This is a genomic window from Rhizobium sp. NZLR11 (genome assembly GCF_019685115.1).
GTDB lineage: Bacteria > Pseudomonadota > Alphaproteobacteria > Rhizobiales > Rhizobiaceae > Rhizobium.
The window spans coordinates 263,624-281,375 of sequence record NZ_JABDWD010000007.1 but is presented as its reverse complement, the minus strand read 5'-3'; the positions used below and the strand labels follow the sequence as shown (position 1 = coordinate 281,375).

The following is a 17,752-nucleotide window of genomic DNA, read 5'->3' as shown; positions in this document are numbered from 1 at the left end:
CGTCGGTTTTGCAATTTTGTTTCGTTGGGGCCTGTTTTGAGCCGACCAGTAAATTCCCTCTTGGATGCGTTCGACCACAAGATCCTGGCGATCCTGCAGAGGGACAATACCACGCCGCAACGGACGATCGGTGAAGCCGTCGGCCTGTCTGCGCCTGCCGTCCAGCGCCGGATCAAACGGATGGCGCAGGAGGGGGTCATCCAGGCAAACGTCGCCGTTCTCGACCCCACGGCACTTGGCCAATCGATCACCATCTTCGTGGAGGTGGAGGTTATCAGCGAAACTGCAAAACAGATCGAACAGGCAAAAAGCCAGTTCGCCGCCGCGCCGGAAATCCAGCAGTGTTACTACGTCACCGGCGAGGCAGATTTCATTCTGGTCATCGTCGTCCCCTCAATGGCCGACTACGAGGCGCTGACGCGGCGGCTGTTTTTCGGCAACAACAACGTCAAGCGCTTCCGGACATTCGTCGCGATGGATCGGGTGAAGGTCGGTCTCAGCGTTCCTATTGAGCGGTGAGACCGGCCGTCGTCAGTTAGGCCGACCGGTCTGAAACCATCCTGTTCTAAGATCACGCCCGCTTGGTCAGCGGAAACCGCTCCCGCAGCAGCCGCAGCACCGATTCCGAAGCGATCGGCGGCCCGAACAGATAACTTTGCCCGTAGTTGCAGCCCATCTTGGCGAGCTCGATCGCATCCTCGTTGGATTCGATCCCCTCGGCCACCACCTTCATTTCAAGTTCGCGCGCCATGGCGATCACCGATCTGAGCACGGTCGCCTTCTTGTCGCTGCCGTCGCGCACCAGGGCCTTGTCGAGCTTGATCATGTCGAAGGGAAAACGGGTGAGATAGGCGAGCGAGGAATAGCCGGTGCCGAAATCGTCGAGTGCCAGGCCGATGCCGGCTTCCTTCAGCTTCTGCAGCACGAGCCGGGCCTGTTCCGGATTTTCCATCACCATGGACTCCGTCAGTTCGAGCTTGAGGCGCGAGGGCTGGCAATGCGTCTTGGCAAGAACCGAACGCACGTCGTCATAAAGCTCGTTGTTGAGCAGCTGCACGCTCGACAGATTGATCGACACGAAGATCGGCAATTCGCCGGTCAGTTGCTGCCAGCTCATCAGATCGTTGGTCGCCTGTTCGAGCGCGAACATGCCGAGCGCGCCGATGAGATCGGAGGCCTCGGCGATCGGGATGAATTCGGAGGGCGGGATGTTGCCGCGTTTGGGATGTTCCCAGCGCATCAATGCCTCGAAACCGGCGACCTCGACATCCTCAAGCCGGGCGATCGGCTGGTAGACCATCGACAATTCCTTGCGCTCGATGGCGCGGCGCAGATCCGTTTCCAGCTGCAGCCGGTCGGTGCCGAAGTCGCGGAAGGCCGGCTGGAATGGCTCGACACGGTTGCCGCCGGCCCGTTTTGCCCGGTACATGGCAAGCTCTGCGTCGCTGAGCAGGCCGGTGGCGCTCTCCTGACGGTCTACCCAGGAGGTCAGTCCGATCGAGGCCGTCAGGATGATCTCGCGGTTGGCGAAGTTGATCGGCACCATGATCGCCTTGCTGATCGCATCGGCGAAATCGGCGACCTTGGTCGGATTGTGCTCGGAAACCAGGATCAGGCCGAACTGGTCGCCGGCCAGCCGCGCCAGCGTGTCCTGCGGTTTCAACAGCCGGCGCAGGCGCCGCGTCAGCGCGATGAGGATATTGTCGCCGGCAGCGACCCCGAGCGAATCATTGACCAGCTTGTAGCGGTCGATGTCGATCACCATCACCGTGGGCTTGAGCGTATCGCCGCCCGGCGCCAGCGCCAGGACCGACTGCAGCCGGTCGAGGAACACCTGCCGGTTCGGCAGCCCGGTCAGATTGTCGTGCAGCGCATCGTGCAGCAGCCGTTCGACGGAGTTCTTCTGCTCGGTCACGTCGACGATCGTGCCGACGCAACGGATGATTTCGCCGTTGGAGCCGAGCACCGGCCGGGCGCGGATCAACAGCCAGTGGAAATGCCCGTCCTCGGCGCGGATGCGGAACTCGTGGTTCAGCCGGCCGCGCCGGTGTTCGAGCAGCACGTCGAGCGTGGCGCGGAAGCGGTCGCGGTCATCGGGATGCAGCCGCGGCAGCCAGTTGCGCGCTGCGCCATGCATGGTGCCGGGGGAAAGGCCGAGCTTGGTCGAGACGTCGGGAATGGTGACGACGCGGTCGCGCGCCACGTCCCAATCCCACACCATGTCGCCGGATCCGGTCAGCGCCAGCGATTGCCGCTCAAGATCGGAAAACAGCCCCTGCTGGAAGGCGCCGCCGGCAAAAGCATGCTGCATGACGGTGAAGCCGATCAGAAGCACGATGAGCACCAGGCCGCCGCCGAGTGCCGGCTGGATGATGTCGTTGTCGAGCCGCCCGGTGACCGTCATCCATGCCCCGAACAGCCAGACGAGCGTCAGCGCCCAGGCCGGCACCAGGAGGATGGCGCGGTCGTAGCGATTGAAGCCGAGATAGATGATCAGCAGCAGCCCGGTCGCCGCCGTCAGCGCGAAGGAAAGCCTGGCGATGCCGGCGGCAATCGACGGATCGTAGATCGCCACGCCGAAGAGCAGGGCAAGGCCGAGCACCCAGGCAAGCGTCGCGTAGCCGAGATGCGCATGCCAGCGGTTGAGGTTGAGATAGGTAAATAGGAAGATGACGAAACTGGAGGCGAGCGCCACTTCCGCGCAGGCGCGCCATATTCGCTGGTCGGCGGAGGCGACGCTGATCAGTTTGCCGAGAAAACCGAAGTCGACGCAGATATAGCCGAGCACCGCCCAGGCGAGTGCGGCGGTCGCCGGCAGCATCGAAGTGCCCTTGACGACGAAGAGGATGGTCAGGAACACCGCCAGCAGGCCGGCAATGCCGAGCACGATGCCGCGATAGAGCGTGAAGGCGTTGATCGTGTCCTTGTAGGCGTTCGGTTCCCAGAGATAGATCTGCGGCAGCTCCGGCGTCGACAGCTCGGCAACGAAGGTGATGACGGCGCCGGGGTTCAGCGTAATGCGGAAGACGTCGGCCTCGTCGCTCGGCTGCCGATCGAGCGCAAAACCTTCGCTCGGCGTGATGGCGCTGATGCGCTGCGAGCCGAGATCCGGCCAGAACAGCTTGGAATTGACCAGACGGAAATGCGGCGCGACGATGACGCGTTCGAGCTGTTCCTCCGAAACATTGGCAAGCGCAAACACCGCCCAGTCACCTTGGTGGTTCTCCGAGCTTGCCCTGACCTCGATGCGGCGGCGGATACCGTCGGCGCCGGCAGCCGTCGAAACCTGAAAGGCCTCGCCCTGATTGACGTAGATTTCGGTCGTCGCGGTCAGGTCGAGCGCGGTGTCGTCACGGGAAATCTTCACCGGTTCGGCCGCCTGGGCAGCGCCCGCCACCAAGGCGAAGACTGCCAGGAAAAGGGCTGCGATCACCGCGATCATTCGTCCGGACGGTGACTTGGGCAGCATGCGGTCTCTGGTCATCGGCTGTCGGGTTTCCTGCCGTTATCCGTATCGGTGGCGAGACGTGAAAACATCACATGGTCATGCCACTGACCGTTGATCTTCAAATATCCGCGCAAATAACCCTCCTGCTGAAACCCGGCCTTTTCAAGCAGGCGGATGCTGCGCGCGTTATCTGGAATACAGGCTGCTTCGATACGGTGCAACTCAAGCCCGGCGAAGATGTAAGGAATAACCAATTGCAGGGCGGCGAACATATGCCCCTGGCCGGCATGGCGTTCGCCCATCCAGTAGCCGATCATGCAGCTTTGTGCCGCACCCCGCCTGATATAGCCGATGGTGACGCCTCCGACGAGGGTGTGGTTCTCCTTGAGGAAAATGAACAGCGGCACCGCTTGGCCCGAGGCATATTCCTGCTTGCCGCGGATGACGCGGGCGCGGTAGGCGCCCTCCGTCAGCTCGTCGCGCCGCCAGGTCGGCTCCCAGGGTTCCAGGAACTTGCGGCTTTCGGCGCGCAGCCGGTGCCATTGGTTGAAATCCTGATAGCGCGGCAGGCGCAGCAGATATCTGTCGTTCTCCAGCTCCACCGCTTCCGGTTGCCGCGACAGAAACCGAAACACCGATTTTGGCATCGATCACTCCCGGCAGGACGAACGGCTCAGCGGCCGGCCTGCATCGTCTTCGGTGCCGGGACCGAAAGCGAAGCGGTGATGTCTTCCATCGGTGCGAGCTGGTCCAGCGGTCCGATCGCCGAAAGCGTCGGCACCGTGTCGTAGAACAGCCGGCCGGCGAGATCCGTCAGCCGCTCGATGGTGATGCCCTCAAGCCGTTCCATCATCTCCGGATTGGAGATCGGCCGGCCGTAAAGCATCATCTGCCTGGCGATCTGGCCGGCGCGCGACGCCGGGCTTTCCTGGCCCATCAGCAATTGGGCGCGGATCTGGGCGCGGGCGCGCTCGATTTCCTTCTGGTGGATCTGATCGGCGGATTTGTGCAGCTCGTCGATGATGACGGGCACCAACTGCGGCAGGTTTTCGCCGCCGGTCGCGGCATGAATGCCGAAGATGCCGGTGTCGGAAAAGCCCCAGTGGAAGGCATAGACCGAATAACAGAGGCCGCGGAACTCGCGCACTTCCTGGAACAGCCTGGAGGACATGCCGCCGCCGAGGATATTGGCAAGGATCTGGGAGCAGTAGAAATCGCGGGCGTGGTAGGGTTTGCCCTCGAAGCCGAGCAGGATCTGGGCGTCCATCAGGTCGCGCGGTTCGCGCACGCTGCCGCCGATATAACGCGCCGCTTCCATGACCGGCGGCGCCGAAGGCTCGCTCGGCAGGCTGGCGAAACGATCCTCGACCATCCGCAGGAATTCGTCGTGTTCGACGGCGCCGGTGGCGACGATGAACATGCGATCGGTCGTGTAGTTGCGGCCGAGATAGCCGCGGATCTGCTGCGGCGTGAAGGAGACGACGGTCTCCGGCGTGCCGAGGATAGCCCGGCCGAGCGTCTGGTCGCGATAGGCGACTTCGGAGAACCGGTCGAACACCACGTCGTCGGGCGTGTCGTTGGCGGCATTGATCTCCTGCAGGATTACCTGCTTCTCACGCTCCAGCTCCTCCTCCTCGAAGGCCGATTCCGTCAGGATGTCGGCAAGGATATCGACGGCGAGCGGCACGTGGTCCTTGAGGACGCGGGCGTAATAAGAGGTCGTCTCGGTCGACGTCGCGGCGTTGACCTCGCCGCCGACATCCTCGATTTCCTCCGCGATCTGGCGGGCCGTGCGGCGCCCCGTGCCTTTGAAGGCCATGTGTTCGAGCAGGTGGGCGATGCCGTGCTCGTCTGCCGTCTCGTTACGCGATCCCGATTTGATCCAGACTCCGAGCGCAACGCTTTCAAGGTGCGGCATGGTTTCTGTCACTACTGTCAGCCCGGATTTCAGCCGGGTGCACTCAACTGTCATTGGCTATCTTTCTGCGCCTGCCGTCGTCTTGTCGCGGGCATGTCTGCCGATAAAGCTTTCTACGGCTTTGAGCTCCGGTTCGATGATCTGGAAGCGCTCCTCCCTGTGCATCAGATCAGCAAGCCACGTCGGAAGCGCCGGGTCAATACCGCAGGCCGATTTTACGGCGGCGGGGAATTTCGCCGGATGCGCGGTCGAAAGCGTCACCATCGGCGTATTCGGCTTTTCCTTCTTCTTGGCAACGAAGACGCCGATCGCCGAATGCGGATCAAGCAGATAACCGGTCTCGGCATGGATCGTACGGATCGTCTCGGCCACCTGCTTCTCGCTGGCGCGGCCGGCGCGGAAGTCGCGGCGGATCGCCTTCAGCGCTTGCGCGCCGATCTCGAAACCGTTGGATTGCTTGAGGCTTTCCATTGCCGCGCGCACCTTCGAGGCGTCGCGGTCATAGGCTTCGAACAGCAGCCGTTCGAAGTTCGACGAGATCTGGATGTCCATCGACGGCGAGCTCGTCGCCTTGACCGCCTTCATGTCGTAGCGGCCGGTCTTCAGCATCCGTTCCAGGATGTCGTTTTCGTTGGTGGCGATCACCAGCCGGTCGATCGGCAGGCCCATGCGCTTGGCGCAGTAGCCGGCGAAGATATCGCCGAAATTGCCGGTGGGCACCGTGAACGAGATCTTCCGGTCCGGCCCGCCGAGTGCGACCGCCGCCGTGAAATAATAGACGATCTGGGCCATGATGCGCGCCCAGTTGATCGAGTTGACACCGGAGAGGCCGACCTTGTCGCGGAACGCCGCGTCGTTGAACATCGCCTTCACCAGGTTTTGGCAATCGTCGAAATTGCCCTCGACGGCAAGCGCATGCACATTTGCTGAAGACGAGGTGGTCATCTGCCGCTGCTGCACCGGCGAGACCTTGCCATGCGGGAAGAGGATGAAGATGTCGGTGCGCTCGCGGCCGGCAAAAGCGTCGATCGCCGCACCGCCGGTATCGCCCGAGGTGGCGCCGACGATCGTCGCCCGTTCGCCGCGCTTTTCCAGCGCATAATCCATCAGCCGGGCCAGCAGCTGCATCGCCACGTCCTTGAAGGCGAGCGTCGTGCCGTGGAACAGCTCCATGACGAAGCTGTTCGGTCCGGTCTGGACGAGCGGCGCGATCGCCGGATGGCGGAAGGTGCCGTAGGCCTCGTCGATCATCGCCCGGAAGGTCGCCTCGGGGATCTCGCCATTGGTGAAGGGCGACAGGATGGTGAAGGCGATCTCCTGGTAGCTCTTGCCGCGCAGCGCCCGGATCTGTTTTTTGGAGAAGCTCGGAAATTCACGGGGAACATAGAGCCCGCCGTCGCGCGCCAGCCCGGTCAGCAGGGCGTCGCAAAAGCCGAGGGCAGGGGCCTCGCCGCGGGTCGAGATATAGTCCACGTTCGTCATCCTTGATCTATCGCTGGAGGAAATCCGGTCGGGCTGAGCGGTGGCCCGCACTGCCGGAAACCGGGCCCGGAAATCGAGAAGGGGCTGCCTTCAGGCCATACCATCGCCGTTATCTTGTTGAAGTTGCCCGCATCCGGCGGCGAAAAGTGCATCAAAACGGCGCGTACCCAATCGATTTTTGTTTTCGCCGCTGATATAGACCATCGCAAACCGTCGTGAAAGGCCTCACGGAAAAGACCTGGGGCCTCCAAGAAACGCTTGTACAAAGGGTGGAACATAGTGCTCGGCAAGGTCTCGCGTCTCATTATCTCAGCTTCCCTCCTTGCCCTGCTCGCCGGCTGCGATACGCTCGGCACCGGTGGTGACAGCAAGTCGGCGCCGACGCAGCCGAACGGCACCGCCCAGATCATGCCGCTGGCACCGGCCAACCCATCCTCGAACAATCCTTCGATCGGCACGGCCACGACGGCACAGGGCGCTGTCGCCCCCGTCGTCCAGGGCGCCTGCCCGCAGATCTTCATGCGCGACCAGGATGCGATCTTCCGCACTTATGCCAAGGGCAAGAAGGATGATCCGCAGCAGATCGTTTTCCAGGCCTCGTTCGGCGATTACACTCGCCAGTGCTCGCTGAGCGACACGAACCTGACGATGACCGTCGTTGCCCAGCTGCGCCTGATCACCGGCCCGGCCGGCGCCCCCGGCCCGGTGACGCTGCCGATCCGCGTCACCGTCGTCGACGGCGAGACGGTGCTCTATTCCGAAGTCACCAAATTCCCGACCGAGATTCCGGCGGGCGCACCGGGCACCCAGGTGATCTTCCGCAAGGACGGCATCAAGATGCCGGTCGGCTCCGGCGCGCTGGTGCGTGTCAACATCGGCTTCGACACCCAGCCGGCCAAGACCAAGAAGAACAGCTAAAGCGATATCGGCGACCGGGGCCGGATGCCCCACTTTGCCTCATTCCTGTGCTTGTCACAGGAATCCAGCCACGGCGCGTCGGCGCCGTGAATGACTCTGATGCGATGAAGCCGTTCTCCCGCGCCCAAGCACTTGGGCGCACTGGATTCCTGTGACCAGCACAGCAATGAGGGGGAGAGGCTCAGCGCCCAGACTTTAGAGAACGTTGTCCCAGGCGGCCAGGGCGGCGACGACGCCCGGCAGGTCGTTCATGCGGGAGATCGCCGTTTCGGCGCCGGCATCCGTCAGTTTGTCGGCATGGGCGGGATAGCTGTGCGAGGCACCGGTGAAGCCGATGACCCGCATGCCGGCGGCGCGCGCCGCATGCACGCCATGCACGGAATCCTCGACGACGACCACCTTGTCCGGCGACACGCCCATCTGGCTTGCGCCGTGCAGGAAGACGTCGGGTTTCGGCTTGGCGCGGTCGGGGCCGAGATCCTTGGCGGAGAAGATATTGGGCGCAAACAGCGGCTTCAGCCCCACCTTGCCCAGCATCATGTCGAGCCGCTTGCTGCTCGAATTCGAGCAGATGCAGCGCTTCATCGGCAGCCTGGAGACGGCGAATTCGACGCCTGGAATGGCCTTGACGTCGGCGGCCAGCCTGAGGTCGAGCATCTGCTCGGACTTTTCGAGCAGCGAGGCCGAAAACGGAATGCTCGCCTCACGCTCGATCTGCAGCAGGATGTTGCGCCATGTCATGCCGGCGAAGCGTTCGCCCATTTCCTCGACGCTGATCGGATATCCGGCCTCCGTCAGAAGCGCGGATTCAACCTCCGCGGCGATGATTTCCGAATCGACGAGAACGCCGTCGCAGTCGAAGATGATGAGGTCGAAGCCGTCCATATGTTCACGCCTTGCTGGAAGTCTGGGCTGGAAGTCCGGATCCTGTCTGGGAATGCTGCGGCTCTACACGAAGCCCGGCCAAAGCTCAACCGGATCCCAAGCATGGCTGCGATGCGGCAAGCGACCGGCTCCGTGGTCGCTGCCGAATCGCCTCGTCAGGCCGTCAGGCCGCCAGCTGCCCAGCCCGTCGTCCGGACTGCGTCGAAGCGGTCGCACGCAGCTTGAACCGGGAAACGAGTTCACGCAGCCTGGCGGCTTCCTGAGCCAGATGACCGGACGCGGCCGTCGATTGCTCGACCATCGCGGCGTTCTGCTGGGTCACCTGGTCCATCGAGTTGACGGCGGTATTGACCTCGGCAAGGCCGGTCGACTGTTCTCTTGCCGATACGGCAATGGCATCCATGTGCTGGTTGATGCGGGCGATCTGCTCGCTGATGGCGCTCAGGACCTGGCTGGTGTCGAGAACCAGTTTGACGCCGCTTTCGACTTCCACCGACGATTTCTGGATGTGGCCTTTGATTTCCTTTGCCGCCTGAGCCGAGCGCTGGGCGAGTTCGCGGACTTCCTGGGCCACCACTGCAAAGCCCTTGCCGGCATCGCCGGCGCGCGCAGCTTCGACGCCGGCGTTCAGCGCCAGCAGGTTGGTCTGGAATGCGATCTCGTCGATTACGCCGATAATGCTGGAGATCTGCTGCGACGAGGCCTCGATGCGGCGCATGGCTTCTTCGGCATGGGACACGACCTCGGAAGATTTGGCGGCATTGCGGTTTGCATCGGTCGCCTCGGTGCGCGCCTCGTCGGTCCGCTTGCTGGAGTTCGAGACATTGGCGGTGATCTGGTCGAGCGCTGCTGCGGTTTCTTCGAGAGAGGCTGCCTGCTGTTCGGTGCGTTTCGACAGATCACCGGCTCCGGACGCGATTTCCCTGGTGCCTTCGTCGATCGCCGCAATGGCAGCGGCGATGGCGCCGAGGGTTTGATCGAGCTGCCGGATCGACATGTTGAAATCATGCCGGAGGCCCTCGAAATCAGGTGCGAACGGTTCTTCGATCTGGAAGGCGAGATCGCCTGAGGCAAGCCGCTTCAGACCTGCGGCAAGGCCCGATGTCGCCGCCCGCAGCCGCTCGGCAGCATCCTCCTCAGCCTGCTTGCGGGCCGTGACCCTTTCGGTTTCGCCCTGCAATCGAGCCGCCGCGGCGTCCTGCTCCAATTGCTTGTTGGCAATCGCTGCCTGGCGGAAGATTTCGACAGCCGATGCCATCGTGCCGATTTCATCGGAGCGGCCAATGCCGGTGCAGGCAATGGCCGTGTCACCATCGGCGAGCTTCTGCATATCGCTGGAAAGCGCCAGGATCGGCTTGGAAACAGTCTTGCGGGTCAGGAAATAGAGGCCAATGGCGAACAACGCGGCCGCGGCCAGAAGCGCCTTCAGAACGATATCGACCGAGGCTTTGATGTCGGCGCTGCGCTTGGAAATGTCATCCGATACAGCGGTGATCTGGTCCCCGGCCTGTTCCATCGCCGTTTCCAATGTCGAGAACTGCTGCATGAAGTCCGGCAATGCCTTCAACGCGGCCGACGGATCCTTGCCGGCAAGGTCGACCATCTTCGTGGCGCTGTCGACATAGACGAGAAGGGGACGTTCGATGCCGGAAAGGACCGTTTTCGTTTGTCCATCGGAGACAAGAGCCTTGTTGGCGTCAATCATCTCCCGGAACGATGCCTCGTGCTCCACCAGATCCGCCTTTACCGCGGCTGGGTCGATGCCGGCTGCCGGGTTCGACGCCAGCAAGGCGGCGAGCACGTCGGCGCGCAACGCGTCATGCATCATATCGGCTTGCATGTGATTGCGCAGGATTTGCGCCGACTGGGCGACATCGGTGCTGTTTGCCGAGAGGGTGGAGGCAGACCAGATGCCGACCTCGGTGGCGCCGCCCGCCAGGGCGAATATCGCAACGCTTGCCATGATGATCTTGTTTTGGATCGACGCCATATCCGGGCTCTCACGTTAATGTAGAACCTGAGAATATCGGAACATGCTTAATGATTTCTCAGCGAGACGCCGTTAAGCCGCGTAAAAACAACGGGTTGTATTCTTTGCTTCATTCGATGAGCAGTTGAATGCTCTGGCCGATCGTGCAGGGGAGGAGCGCTTCAAGCACCGGGCGCCATTCGTGCCGAGGCAAAGGGCCCGCCCTTGTTCGGGTGAGCGAGCCCATCTAACCTACTGTTGCGGCAGGACGATCTTCTGATTGGTGGTATTTTTGACCGGTTTCTCGCCGGGCACATGCGACATCGTACGGGTTGTGCTTTCCAAGGCGCTGCCGTCGGTGCTGGTCTTTGTGCGGGACTTGCTGAAAGTTCCCTTGTCGACGGCCTGGGCCTTGGTCTGCGCCTTGAGCTTGTCGCCGTTGTCGTTGACATGCGTCTTGCTTTGCGCCTTTCCGTCGACGGTGGCCGCACTTCCTCCCGATCCGATTGAAGAGGTCGTGCCGCCGTCGGTCTGGCAGGTGCCTGCGGTGCCGAGCGAGCTTGCCGACGTGCCGCCGGCTGAAGCGCTTCCGCCCGTGCCGACCGTCCCGGCCGCTTTGCAATCCTGCGCAAGGCCGGCAGAGGTCGATGCCAGCAAGACGATCGACGCTGCTGCGATAAGGTTGATGTGTTTCATGGCCGTCTCCTATTTCGCCGGTTTCGTCAATGAGCAGGTTCCGTCGGACCGTTTGGTGATGACGGTGCCGTCAGGCCTGGTGATGCTTGCCGTCGAAAAGCTGTCGACGCTTCCCGATCCCGCCGAGGATCCGGCGGAGGCCGAGGACGAAGAAGAGCCGGCCGAGCCGCCGCCGGTCGTCGTCGATGACGACACGTGCCCGTTGCCCGCCGTCACCGTGGTGGACATGTCCCCCGCCTGCGACTGGACGATGGTGCATGTCGTTCCGTCGTCGAGCTTGATCTCCTCGGACAGGGTCTGCCCGGCGATCAAGGTGAGCGAAGCGGTCAGTGCGATCGTGGAAAATTGGGTCATTGGTTTTCTCCAAGGGATTGGCCGACGCCGCCAGGGCGCCGGCCGACATCATCAGCAGCCATGGCTGCCGGTGGCGTCCTTCTTGACCTGGCCGGGTGCACAGCCCTTCTTGCCCTTGCTGTCGTGCGAGGTTCCGGCTGCACTGCCGCCGGTGCCGACGGTGCTGCCGGTCTTGTCACCGTCCGCAGACGACGCGCCGGTTCCGACACTCGAGGCTGAGTTCGCATCGCCGGAGCCCGCGGCGGAACCGCCGGTGCCGACCGAGCTGCTGGATGTGCCGCCGCCGGCCGACGACCCGCCGGTTCCGAGCGTTGAAGCAGAGCCGGAGCCGGAGCCTGAGCCGGAAGCCGAACCGCCGGTGCCGACGGTGCTGCTCGAGGTGCCGCCGCCAGCCGACGAGGCGCCGGTGCCGACCGTCGAGGACGAGCCGGAATTGCAGTTGGTTGCGCCGGCAGGGCAGGTGCCTCCGGCAGAGCTGCCACCAGTACCGATCGTGCTGCTCGCAGTTCCGCCGCCGGCCGACGAACCGCCGGTGCCGACAGTGCTTGACGATTGAGCAAAGCCGGAAACGGCCGTACCGGCCAGAAAGGCCGCTGCCAAGGCGAGATGTGTTACCTTCATCATTGTGTATTCCTCCGTTTGATTTTCAGCTCTGTCACATCCGGAGCGGAAGGAGAGCTGCCTGACAAACTTCGGTCACACCCCACTGTTCCGGCCTTAGGCCCTCAGTCGGAGGGGCGCCAGACCTTGGTCCGAGCTCAACGGCACGGGTTTCGATCGCGCGTCATGGGACACTTTCCCGTCCGTCCGGCTGGTCGGAACACCAGTATTTCCAGGCTGGCGCGACACGACCCTCATTGCCGGCTCGCGGCCCTGAGCGTACCATGCAGGGCAATAGGAGAGGAACCATGAGGCTGTCAGCTCTTGTTCGATCGGCGGCAGCCGTCGCGCTGCTATTTGCCTTCACATCCACCGACGTCACCGCTAAGGGCGGGAAGCACCACAGAAGCTGTGCAGAGCTGCAGGCGATGATGGATCATGGCCTGACCGGCGGAAAACATGCAGGGGATGGGCCCGAAAAGAGGGCCAAGGTCGAAAGGAAGATGAGGAAGAAAGGCTGTTAGAGCCTTTCCTGGTTAGATTGAAGCATGGTGCTGAGTAGCCTACGAGCCGGCGACCAATGCCGACTGCCAGCCAACCTCTATTGCCGAAGCCAAGACAATTCGACCAGGACGTGCGCGACAGGCTGTTACCTCAAGCGAGGCGGGTGCGAGATCGATGAAATCCGCGTGATCACCGGCTCGACACAGCCCCGGGACTACCTTTGGCATTCTCCTGCACTAGATGGCGCTCGGGGAAGAGGACGCCACCGCCGCTATGGGAAGAGGAGAGGCGGCATGCCAAGGAACGGACCAAGAGGAAGACTGCATGACGATCGAGGATATCATCGAAACCCTGGAAAAGACCGATATGCCCGACGGCCGGATCGACGCCTTCATCACCTGCGCCTTTTTGTTGAAGCAATTCCGGCCGGCCGAGCCGAACGATTTCGACGGTCCCTACGACTACATGCCGAGCAGCATCAGGTCGCAGCACGGCTTCCTGATGGCGCGGCCCTTCACTCACGACGTCAATCACGCCATCGATCTCTGCCGGGAAGTCCGGCCGGATGCGGTCTGGCACCTGGCCCGCGGCCGCCAGACATCTGACGATTGGCTTTACGGCGCGCAGCTGCGCGAGATCGAGGAAGGCGAAAACGTGCTGGGTGAAGCCGAAAGCAATCACGCCGCACTGGCGCTCACTCTCGCGGCGCTGCGGGCGCATGTGCGCCAGCAGGATCGGGTCCGGTGAGAGGATGTCGGGAAACATATGCTAAGCGTCCCGACCATCGACTGATGCCATATTAAGCGGTTTCGGCGAATGACTCGTCAACCTCAAACATTGGGCAAAGTGGTCGAGATTCGTCGCTGCTTATGGAATGTGGACGATAGATTTTACCGAGACTTGTCACCTGCAAGAACACCCGCATGAGCACGCAGTCTCTCTGATATGTACTCCGTGAACAAGCGGACACGCTTGGTCTTTCGCGTCTCGCCCTGTGTCAGCACCCAGAGCGTTCCATGGGGACCGAGACCTGTGCCAGGAACTCTGACGAGCAGCGGCTCAGCATCTCCAACGAAGCTGGGAAGCGCCGAAATCCCTAGGCCAAGGCGCAACGCTTCGAGATGCGCTGCATCTTCTGGAACTCGGAACGGGGCTCCGGTAATTTCGACGGCATCGCCATAGGCCCACTCGGGCACGCCCTCTACGTTTTTCGTTATCCACCTGATGTGGCCCGAATTGCCGGCCGTCCAAGCCGCGAGCAGGTCGCGAGACATATAGACACCTACGGAGAGGTCTGGGCCTTTCACGCCGTGAAGGTTCTGTGGCAGCGAATTGCGGTCAAAAACGACTCTCAAGGCCACGTCGGCTTCGCGATTTGTCAGGTTCACATTTTCTAAAGAGGACTGGATCTCCATTTCGATTTCGGGGTGCTGTCGCATAAAAGCGGCAAAGTCAGGCATTAACAAATGTGTCGCTAGCGTGGGCGCCATTGTGACTCGCAGGGGACCACGCACGCCTTGATCACGGCCGGACACGCGGCTCACCAACAGATGAGAAGAAGCCTCCATCTGTTCCGCAAACTCTTGCACCTGTTTGCCAGCTTCAGTGAGGCGATAGCCCGCCGGCAGTTTTTCGAACATCTGCGAGCGGAGCCGGGCTTCAAGCTGGGCGATGCGCCTTAGCACCGTCGTGTGATTGACTTCGAGGTGGTCGGCGGCGGCGCGGACAGAACCGTGTCGTGCCACAGCGAGAAAATATCGAATGTCGTCCCAATCGATCGTCATGGTGTTCCTGGCCAACTCGTAATGCTGATGTCGTGAGGCGGTGCAATTAGCGTCATTCATATAAAGCAGTCGGTGTAATTATGCACCACGCTTGTGCATCTTTCTACACTGACAGCGCTGCTCTCAGCATCCTACCTGCATGGCGTACAAGGCGGGTCGGTGCGCTGCCCCCTCAAGCCTTTCTCCGGCTTCCGACCAGTTCCAACAAAGGATGCACAACATGACTAGACTGAATGGAAAGACCGCCGTCATCACCGGAGGCGCTACCGGCATCGGCCTCGCCGCCGCAAAGCGCTTCATCGAGGAAGGCGCGTTCGTCTTCATCTTCGGCCGCCGTCAGGAAGCGCTCGACGCCGCTGTGGCAAACCTCGGGCCTAATGCCCGCGCGGTGATGGGTTCGGTTTCCGATACGGCTGACCTCGACCGACTTTACGCAGCGGTGAAGGCTGAGCGCGGGACCCTCGACATCGTCTTCGCCAATGCCGGGGCGGGAAGCCAGCTTGCGCTTGGCAAGATCACCGCCGAGCACATTGAGGAAACCTTCGACACCAATGTGAAGGGTACGATCTTCACGGTCCAGAAGGCGCTGCCGCTGATGGGCGAGGGCGGTTCGATCATCCTGACCGGATCGAGCGCCGGCACCACGGGCGCCGCGGGGATGACAGCCTACAGCGCGAGCAAGGCGGCGGTGCGCAACCTGGCACGGACCTGGGCGGAGGACCTGAAAGGCACCGGCATCCGGGTCAACGTGCTGTCGCCCGGGGCGACGGCGACCGAACTCGCAAAGGAAGCGTTAGGCGAGGAGGGCCAGAAGGTTTTCGCCTCGATGACGCCGCTCCAGCGTATGGCCGATCCGGCGGAGATCGGAGCGGTGGCCGCCTTTCTCGCGTCATCGGACAGCAGCTTCATGACCGCCAGCGAAGTTGCCGTCGACGGCGGCCTAGCACAACTCTGACGCACTACGCCCGGCCGGGCGCTCCATTCGATCGTTCGGAGCGCCGGAGGCGCGTGATAACCCAAGGAGAATATATATGAGCTACGCAATTATCGGCTTCGGCAATGTCGGCCAGGCTCTGGCCAAGGCGTTTGCCCGTAGAGGTATCGAAGTATCCGTTGCAGCCACGCGCGACCCGGAAAGCTTTGCTTCCGCTGCGGCCGCGATCGGACCCACCATCATTCCCACAAAACTGGCGGAAGCGGTCAAGGCGGACATCATCTTTTTGGCTGTCCGTTTCGAGTCGCACCCGGATGTCGCAAAGGCACTCCCCACCTGGCAGGGGAAGACGATCGTCGATCTAACAAATGCCTACGGCGTGCCTCCTGAGGAACTGGGAGGACAGCCTTCTTCCAAGTTCGTCGCGCAGGCCTTCACTGGTGGACGACTGGTCAAGGGCTTCAACCATTTGGCCGCTGCCGTCCTTGACCAAGATCCGGCCGTACATGGTGGCAGGAGAGTTGTGTTCCTGGCGAGCGACGATGACGACGCCGCAATGGAGATTGGTGCGCTTGCGGAAAGTCTCGGTTTTGCGCCGATCAAACTTGGCGGGCTTTCGGAAGGTGGACTGCTCGTGCAGGCGCGCGGAAAGAGCTGGGGTCAACTGATCTTTAAGGACCTGGTCAAGTTCGACTGACCAATCAGGATCGCAAATTTTGATGCGATCCTGCCTCGTGGGTCACAACGTGTCCGCCTGGCTCGGACACAATTCCACGTAAGGAAAACGGAGAGATACGATGGGCATCGACGGCAGGCTAGTCCTTGCCGCCGATTGCGGGGAGTTGGCCTTCGATGCGGTCTATAGGCGGCGATTTAACAAGTCGCCTTCCTGATACCGTTGCTCGCCGGGTTTGTCAGGATGGCGCTCGCGATGATGTGAACGAGATGATCTGCCCTTGGCGCGAATGAGGGTAAGTCGACGAGCCAGCCGAGCGCCGACATCAGGCCGAACAGGTCGTCCCCATTCATATCAGCGCGCGCCGTACCTTCGGTCTGGGCACGGAGCAGCAGTCGCGCGCTCGCTGAGTGCACAGCTGCGCATGAAGCATAAAGAGCGGAGTCCGGGTTCGTGTGGGCGGCCGCCATCAGGGCGACAACGCCCTGATGGCTTTCGGCGAATGCTACCCATTCGCGGAACCAGGACAAGAGCGCTTCGTCAGCGGCGTCAGACGTTTCGAGTTCACCTGCCCTCTGTGTCAGGGCGTCCAGGTTCGTACGCAACAAGGCTTCGAACAAGGCTTCTCGCGTCGGGAAATGACGAAGCAGCGTCGCCAACCCGACGCCGGCCCGGCGGGCAATATCTCGCATCGACGCATCGACGCCATGCTCGGTGACGACGTCACGCGCGACCGAGAGGAGATGGCTGTAATTCTTTTGAGCGTCGGCTCGCATGTCTTGCCTTGATAATCGGATCGGTGATCCGTATATATGGATCACTGATCCAATTATGGCACCTGGATCAGTGATCCATCAGATAGAGTGGATCTGTGAAAATCGCAACAGAGCCGCTGCCCGACACGAAATGATGGCGAACGCCCGAGGAACACGAACATGAGCACGATCAGTATCATCGGATCAGGCAGCATGGCTGCAGCGATCGGCGGGCTTGCTGCCAAGGCCGGACACAGCGTCGAGGTGACGAGTCGCGACGCCGCGAAGGCGCGGGCGCTGGCCGCGCAGATCGGAGCCGGCGCGACGACAGGGACGTTTGGCGCTGCCCCGGCTGGAGACATCGTTATCCTTGCGGTTCCCTACGCCGCCGTACTCGACGTGGTGAAGCAGTACGGCGAAGGGCTGGCAGGCAAGCTCCTCGTCGACATCACCAACCCCGTTGCCTCCGACTACACGAGCTTCGTGACCCCTGAGGACAGTTTCGGCGCACGGGAAATCACCAAGGCCGCCCCTGCCGATGCGGTAGTCGTCAAGGCGTTCAACACCCTGTTCTCGCATGTCCTGGCTGCCGGTCCAGTCGAGGACCGCCCGTTGGACGTGCTCCTCGCCGGCGACGACGCACAGGCGAAGGCACGCGTGTCGGCGTTCATCGAGAGCCTCGGACTGCGCCCCATGGATACCGGGGAGCTGCTTATGGCGCGGACGCTGGAGCACGCCTGCCTGCTGTCGCTGGGCCTCATGACCCGCTCCTTCAAACACGGCAACTTTTCAATCGGTGTCCGCCTTCCCGCCTGAGCCCACTGGCAGC

General features: G+C 62.2%; 18 protein-coding genes. 7 read left to right on the top strand and 11 right to left on the bottom strand.

The window, feature by feature from the left end; all coding sequences use genetic code 11:
* Positions 1 to 36 precede the first annotated feature (36 nt).
* The gene (locus tag HJB83_RS15150; RefSeq protein WP_221116905.1) at positions 37 to 519 is read left to right on the top strand and encodes an Lrp/AsnC family transcriptional regulator; all 483 of its coding nucleotides are present in this window, start codon (positions 37 to 39) and stop codon (positions 517 to 519) included.
* 52 nt (positions 520 to 571) lie between these two features.
* On the opposite strand, the gene HJB83_RS15145 is transcribed toward HJB83_RS15150, so the two are convergent.
* Genes HJB83_RS15145 through thrC form a run of 4 tightly spaced genes read right to left on the bottom strand, consistent with a single transcriptional unit; the run spans position 572 to position 6,848 of the window.
* The gene (locus HJB83_RS15145) at positions 572 to 3,484 is read right to left on the bottom strand and encodes a sensor domain-containing phosphodiesterase (RefSeq protein ID WP_207583238.1); all 2,913 of its coding nucleotides are present in this window, start codon (positions 3,482 to 3,484) and stop codon (positions 572 to 574) included.
* Entirely contained in the window at positions 3,481 to 4,095 is a 615-nt protein-coding gene (locus tag HJB83_RS15140) for a GNAT family N-acetyltransferase (protein WP_207583239.1), read from the bottom strand. Before HJB83_RS15140 ends, HJB83_RS15145 begins: the two co-directional genes overlap by 4 nt.
* A 26-nt stretch (positions 4,096 to 4,121) precedes the next feature.
* Entirely contained in the window at positions 4,122 to 5,420 is a 1,299-nt protein-coding gene (locus HJB83_RS15135; RefSeq protein ID WP_207583240.1) for a pitrilysin family protein, read from the bottom strand.
* A gap of 3 nt (positions 5,421 to 5,423) precedes the next feature.
* Positions 5,424 to 6,848 carry a threonine synthase gene (gene thrC / locus HJB83_RS15130; protein ID WP_207583241.1) on the bottom strand — a complete coding sequence of 475 codons (1,425 nt, stop codon included), beginning with the start codon at positions 6,846 to 6,848 and terminating at the stop codon, positions 5,424 to 5,426.
* Positions 6,849 to 7,124: 276 nt separating this feature from the next.
* Here thrC and HJB83_RS15125 point away from each other — a divergent pair, with 276 nt between their 5' ends.
* Complete coding sequence (locus HJB83_RS15125; RefSeq protein ID WP_221116988.1) at positions 7,125 to 7,766, top strand: hypothetical protein; 642 nt, start codon at positions 7,125 to 7,127, stop codon at positions 7,764 to 7,766.
* A 195-nt stretch (positions 7,767 to 7,961) separates the two neighbouring features.
* On the opposite strand, the gene HJB83_RS15120 is transcribed toward HJB83_RS15125, so the two are convergent.
* The 5 genes from HJB83_RS15120 to HJB83_RS34115 form a co-directional block, all read right to left on the bottom strand.
* A complete protein-coding gene (locus HJB83_RS15120; protein WP_221116906.1) occupies positions 7,962 to 8,651 on the bottom strand; it encodes an HAD family hydrolase in 690 nt (229 codons plus the stop codon).
* 163 nt (positions 8,652 to 8,814) lie between these two features.
* Complete coding sequence (locus HJB83_RS15115; RefSeq protein ID WP_221116907.1) at positions 8,815 to 10,641, bottom strand: methyl-accepting chemotaxis protein; 1,827 nt, start codon at positions 10,639 to 10,641, stop codon at positions 8,815 to 8,817.
* A 231-nt stretch (positions 10,642 to 10,872) separates the two neighbouring features.
* Positions 10,873 to 11,316, bottom strand: a complete 444-nt coding sequence (locus HJB83_RS15110) for a hypothetical protein (RefSeq protein ID WP_221116908.1) — start codon at positions 11,314 to 11,316, stop codon at positions 10,873 to 10,875.
* A 9-nt stretch (positions 11,317 to 11,325) separates the two neighbouring features.
* Positions 11,326 to 11,670, bottom strand: coding sequence for a hypothetical protein (locus tag HJB83_RS34120; protein ID WP_246762719.1), 345 nt, complete (start codon positions 11,668 to 11,670; stop codon positions 11,326 to 11,328).
* Between the two features lie 51 nt (positions 11,671 to 11,721).
* Complete coding sequence (locus tag HJB83_RS34115) at positions 11,722 to 12,294, bottom strand: hypothetical protein (RefSeq protein WP_259671147.1); 573 nt, start codon at positions 12,292 to 12,294, stop codon at positions 11,722 to 11,724.
* Between the two features lie 284 nt (positions 12,295 to 12,578).
* On the opposite strand from HJB83_RS34115, the gene HJB83_RS34110 reads away from it, so the two are divergent.
* Together HJB83_RS34110 and HJB83_RS15100 are read left to right on the top strand one after the other, a co-directional pair.
* Positions 12,579 to 12,794: a hypothetical protein gene (locus HJB83_RS34110; protein WP_246762721.1), complete on the top strand. Its 216-nt coding sequence runs from the start codon at positions 12,579 to 12,581 to the stop codon at positions 12,792 to 12,794.
* Positions 12,795 to 13,098: 304 nt separating this feature from the next.
* Positions 13,099 to 13,521, top strand: coding sequence for a hypothetical protein (locus HJB83_RS15100; protein ID WP_221116910.1), 423 nt, complete (start codon positions 13,099 to 13,101; stop codon positions 13,519 to 13,521).
* A 143-nt stretch (positions 13,522 to 13,664) separates the two neighbouring features.
* Here the strand turns inward: HJB83_RS15100 and HJB83_RS15095 are convergent, their stop codons facing one another.
* Positions 13,665 to 14,558, bottom strand: a complete 894-nt coding sequence (locus HJB83_RS15095) for a LysR family transcriptional regulator (RefSeq protein WP_221116911.1) — start codon at positions 14,556 to 14,558, stop codon at positions 13,665 to 13,667.
* Between the two features lie 220 nt (positions 14,559 to 14,778).
* Here HJB83_RS15095 and HJB83_RS15090 point away from each other — a divergent pair, with 220 nt between their 5' ends.
* Entirely contained in the window at positions 14,779 to 15,513 is a 735-nt protein-coding gene (locus HJB83_RS15090) for an SDR family NAD(P)-dependent oxidoreductase (protein ID WP_221116912.1), read from the top strand.
* Positions 15,514 to 15,589: 76 nt separating this feature from the next.
* Positions 15,590 to 16,189, top strand: a complete 600-nt coding sequence (locus tag HJB83_RS15085) for an NADPH-dependent F420 reductase (RefSeq protein WP_221116913.1) — start codon at positions 15,590 to 15,592, stop codon at positions 16,187 to 16,189.
* Between the two features lie 176 nt (positions 16,190 to 16,365).
* Here HJB83_RS15085 and HJB83_RS15080 read toward each other — a convergent pair whose 3' ends face one another.
* Positions 16,366 to 16,944: a TetR/AcrR family transcriptional regulator gene (locus HJB83_RS15080; RefSeq protein WP_221116914.1), complete on the bottom strand. Its 579-nt coding sequence runs from the start codon at positions 16,942 to 16,944 to the stop codon at positions 16,366 to 16,368.
* 159 nt (positions 16,945 to 17,103) lie between these two features.
* Between HJB83_RS15080 and HJB83_RS15075 the strand changes: the two genes are divergently transcribed.
* Complete coding sequence (locus tag HJB83_RS15075; RefSeq protein ID WP_221116915.1) at positions 17,104 to 17,739, top strand: NADPH-dependent F420 reductase; 636 nt, start codon at positions 17,104 to 17,106, stop codon at positions 17,737 to 17,739.
* Positions 17,740 to 17,752: the final 13 nt, after the last annotated feature.

What these genes read in the sequence shown, in the direction of transcription:
- HJB83_RS15145 (WP_207583238.1), bottom strand. Translation starts at nt 3,484, where the DNA reads ATGACCAGAGACCGCATGCTGCCCAAGTCACCGTCCGGACGAATGATC.
- HJB83_RS15140 (WP_207583239.1), bottom strand. Translation starts at nt 4,095, where the DNA reads ATGCCAAAATCGGTGTTTCGGTTTCTGTCGCGGCAACCGGAAGCGGTG.
- HJB83_RS15135 (WP_207583240.1), bottom strand. Translation starts at nt 5,420, where the DNA reads ATGACAGTTGAGTGCACCCGGCTGAAATCCGGGCTGACAGTAGTGACA.
- thrC (WP_207583241.1), bottom strand. Translation starts at nt 6,848, where the DNA reads ATGACGAACGTGGACTATATCTCGACCCGCGGCGAGGCCCCTGCCCTC.
- HJB83_RS15120 (WP_221116906.1), bottom strand. Translation starts at nt 8,651, where the DNA reads ATGGACGGCTTCGACCTCATCATCTTCGACTGCGACGGCGTTCTCGTC.
- HJB83_RS15115 (WP_221116907.1), bottom strand. Translation starts at nt 10,641, where the DNA reads ATGGCGTCGATCCAAAACAAGATCATCATGGCAAGCGTTGCGATATTC.
- HJB83_RS15110 (WP_221116908.1), bottom strand. Translation starts at nt 11,316, where the DNA reads ATGAAACACATCAACCTTATCGCAGCAGCGTCGATCGTCTTGCTGGCA.
- HJB83_RS34120 (WP_246762719.1), bottom strand. Translation starts at nt 11,670, where the DNA reads ATGACCCAATTTTCCACGATCGCACTGACCGCTTCGCTCACCTTGATC.
- HJB83_RS34115 (WP_259671147.1), bottom strand. Translation starts at nt 12,294, where the DNA reads ATGATGAAGGTAACACATCTCGCCTTGGCAGCGGCCTTTCTGGCCGGT.
- HJB83_RS34110 (WP_246762721.1), top strand. Translation starts at nt 12,579, where the DNA reads ATGAGGCTGTCAGCTCTTGTTCGATCGGCGGCAGCCGTCGCGCTGCTA.
- HJB83_RS15100 (WP_221116910.1), top strand. Translation starts at nt 13,099, where the DNA reads ATGACGATCGAGGATATCATCGAAACCCTGGAAAAGACCGATATGCCC.
- HJB83_RS15095 (WP_221116911.1), bottom strand. Translation starts at nt 14,558, where the DNA reads ATGACGATCGATTGGGACGACATTCGATATTTTCTCGCTGTGGCACGA.
- HJB83_RS15090 (WP_221116912.1), top strand. Translation starts at nt 14,779, where the DNA reads ATGACTAGACTGAATGGAAAGACCGCCGTCATCACCGGAGGCGCTACC.
- HJB83_RS15085 (WP_221116913.1), top strand. Translation starts at nt 15,590, where the DNA reads ATGAGCTACGCAATTATCGGCTTCGGCAATGTCGGCCAGGCTCTGGCC.
- HJB83_RS15080 (WP_221116914.1), bottom strand. Translation starts at nt 16,944, where the DNA reads ATGCGAGCCGACGCTCAAAAGAATTACAGCCATCTCCTCTCGGTCGCG.
- HJB83_RS15075 (WP_221116915.1), top strand. Translation starts at nt 17,104, where the DNA reads ATGAGCACGATCAGTATCATCGGATCAGGCAGCATGGCTGCAGCGATC.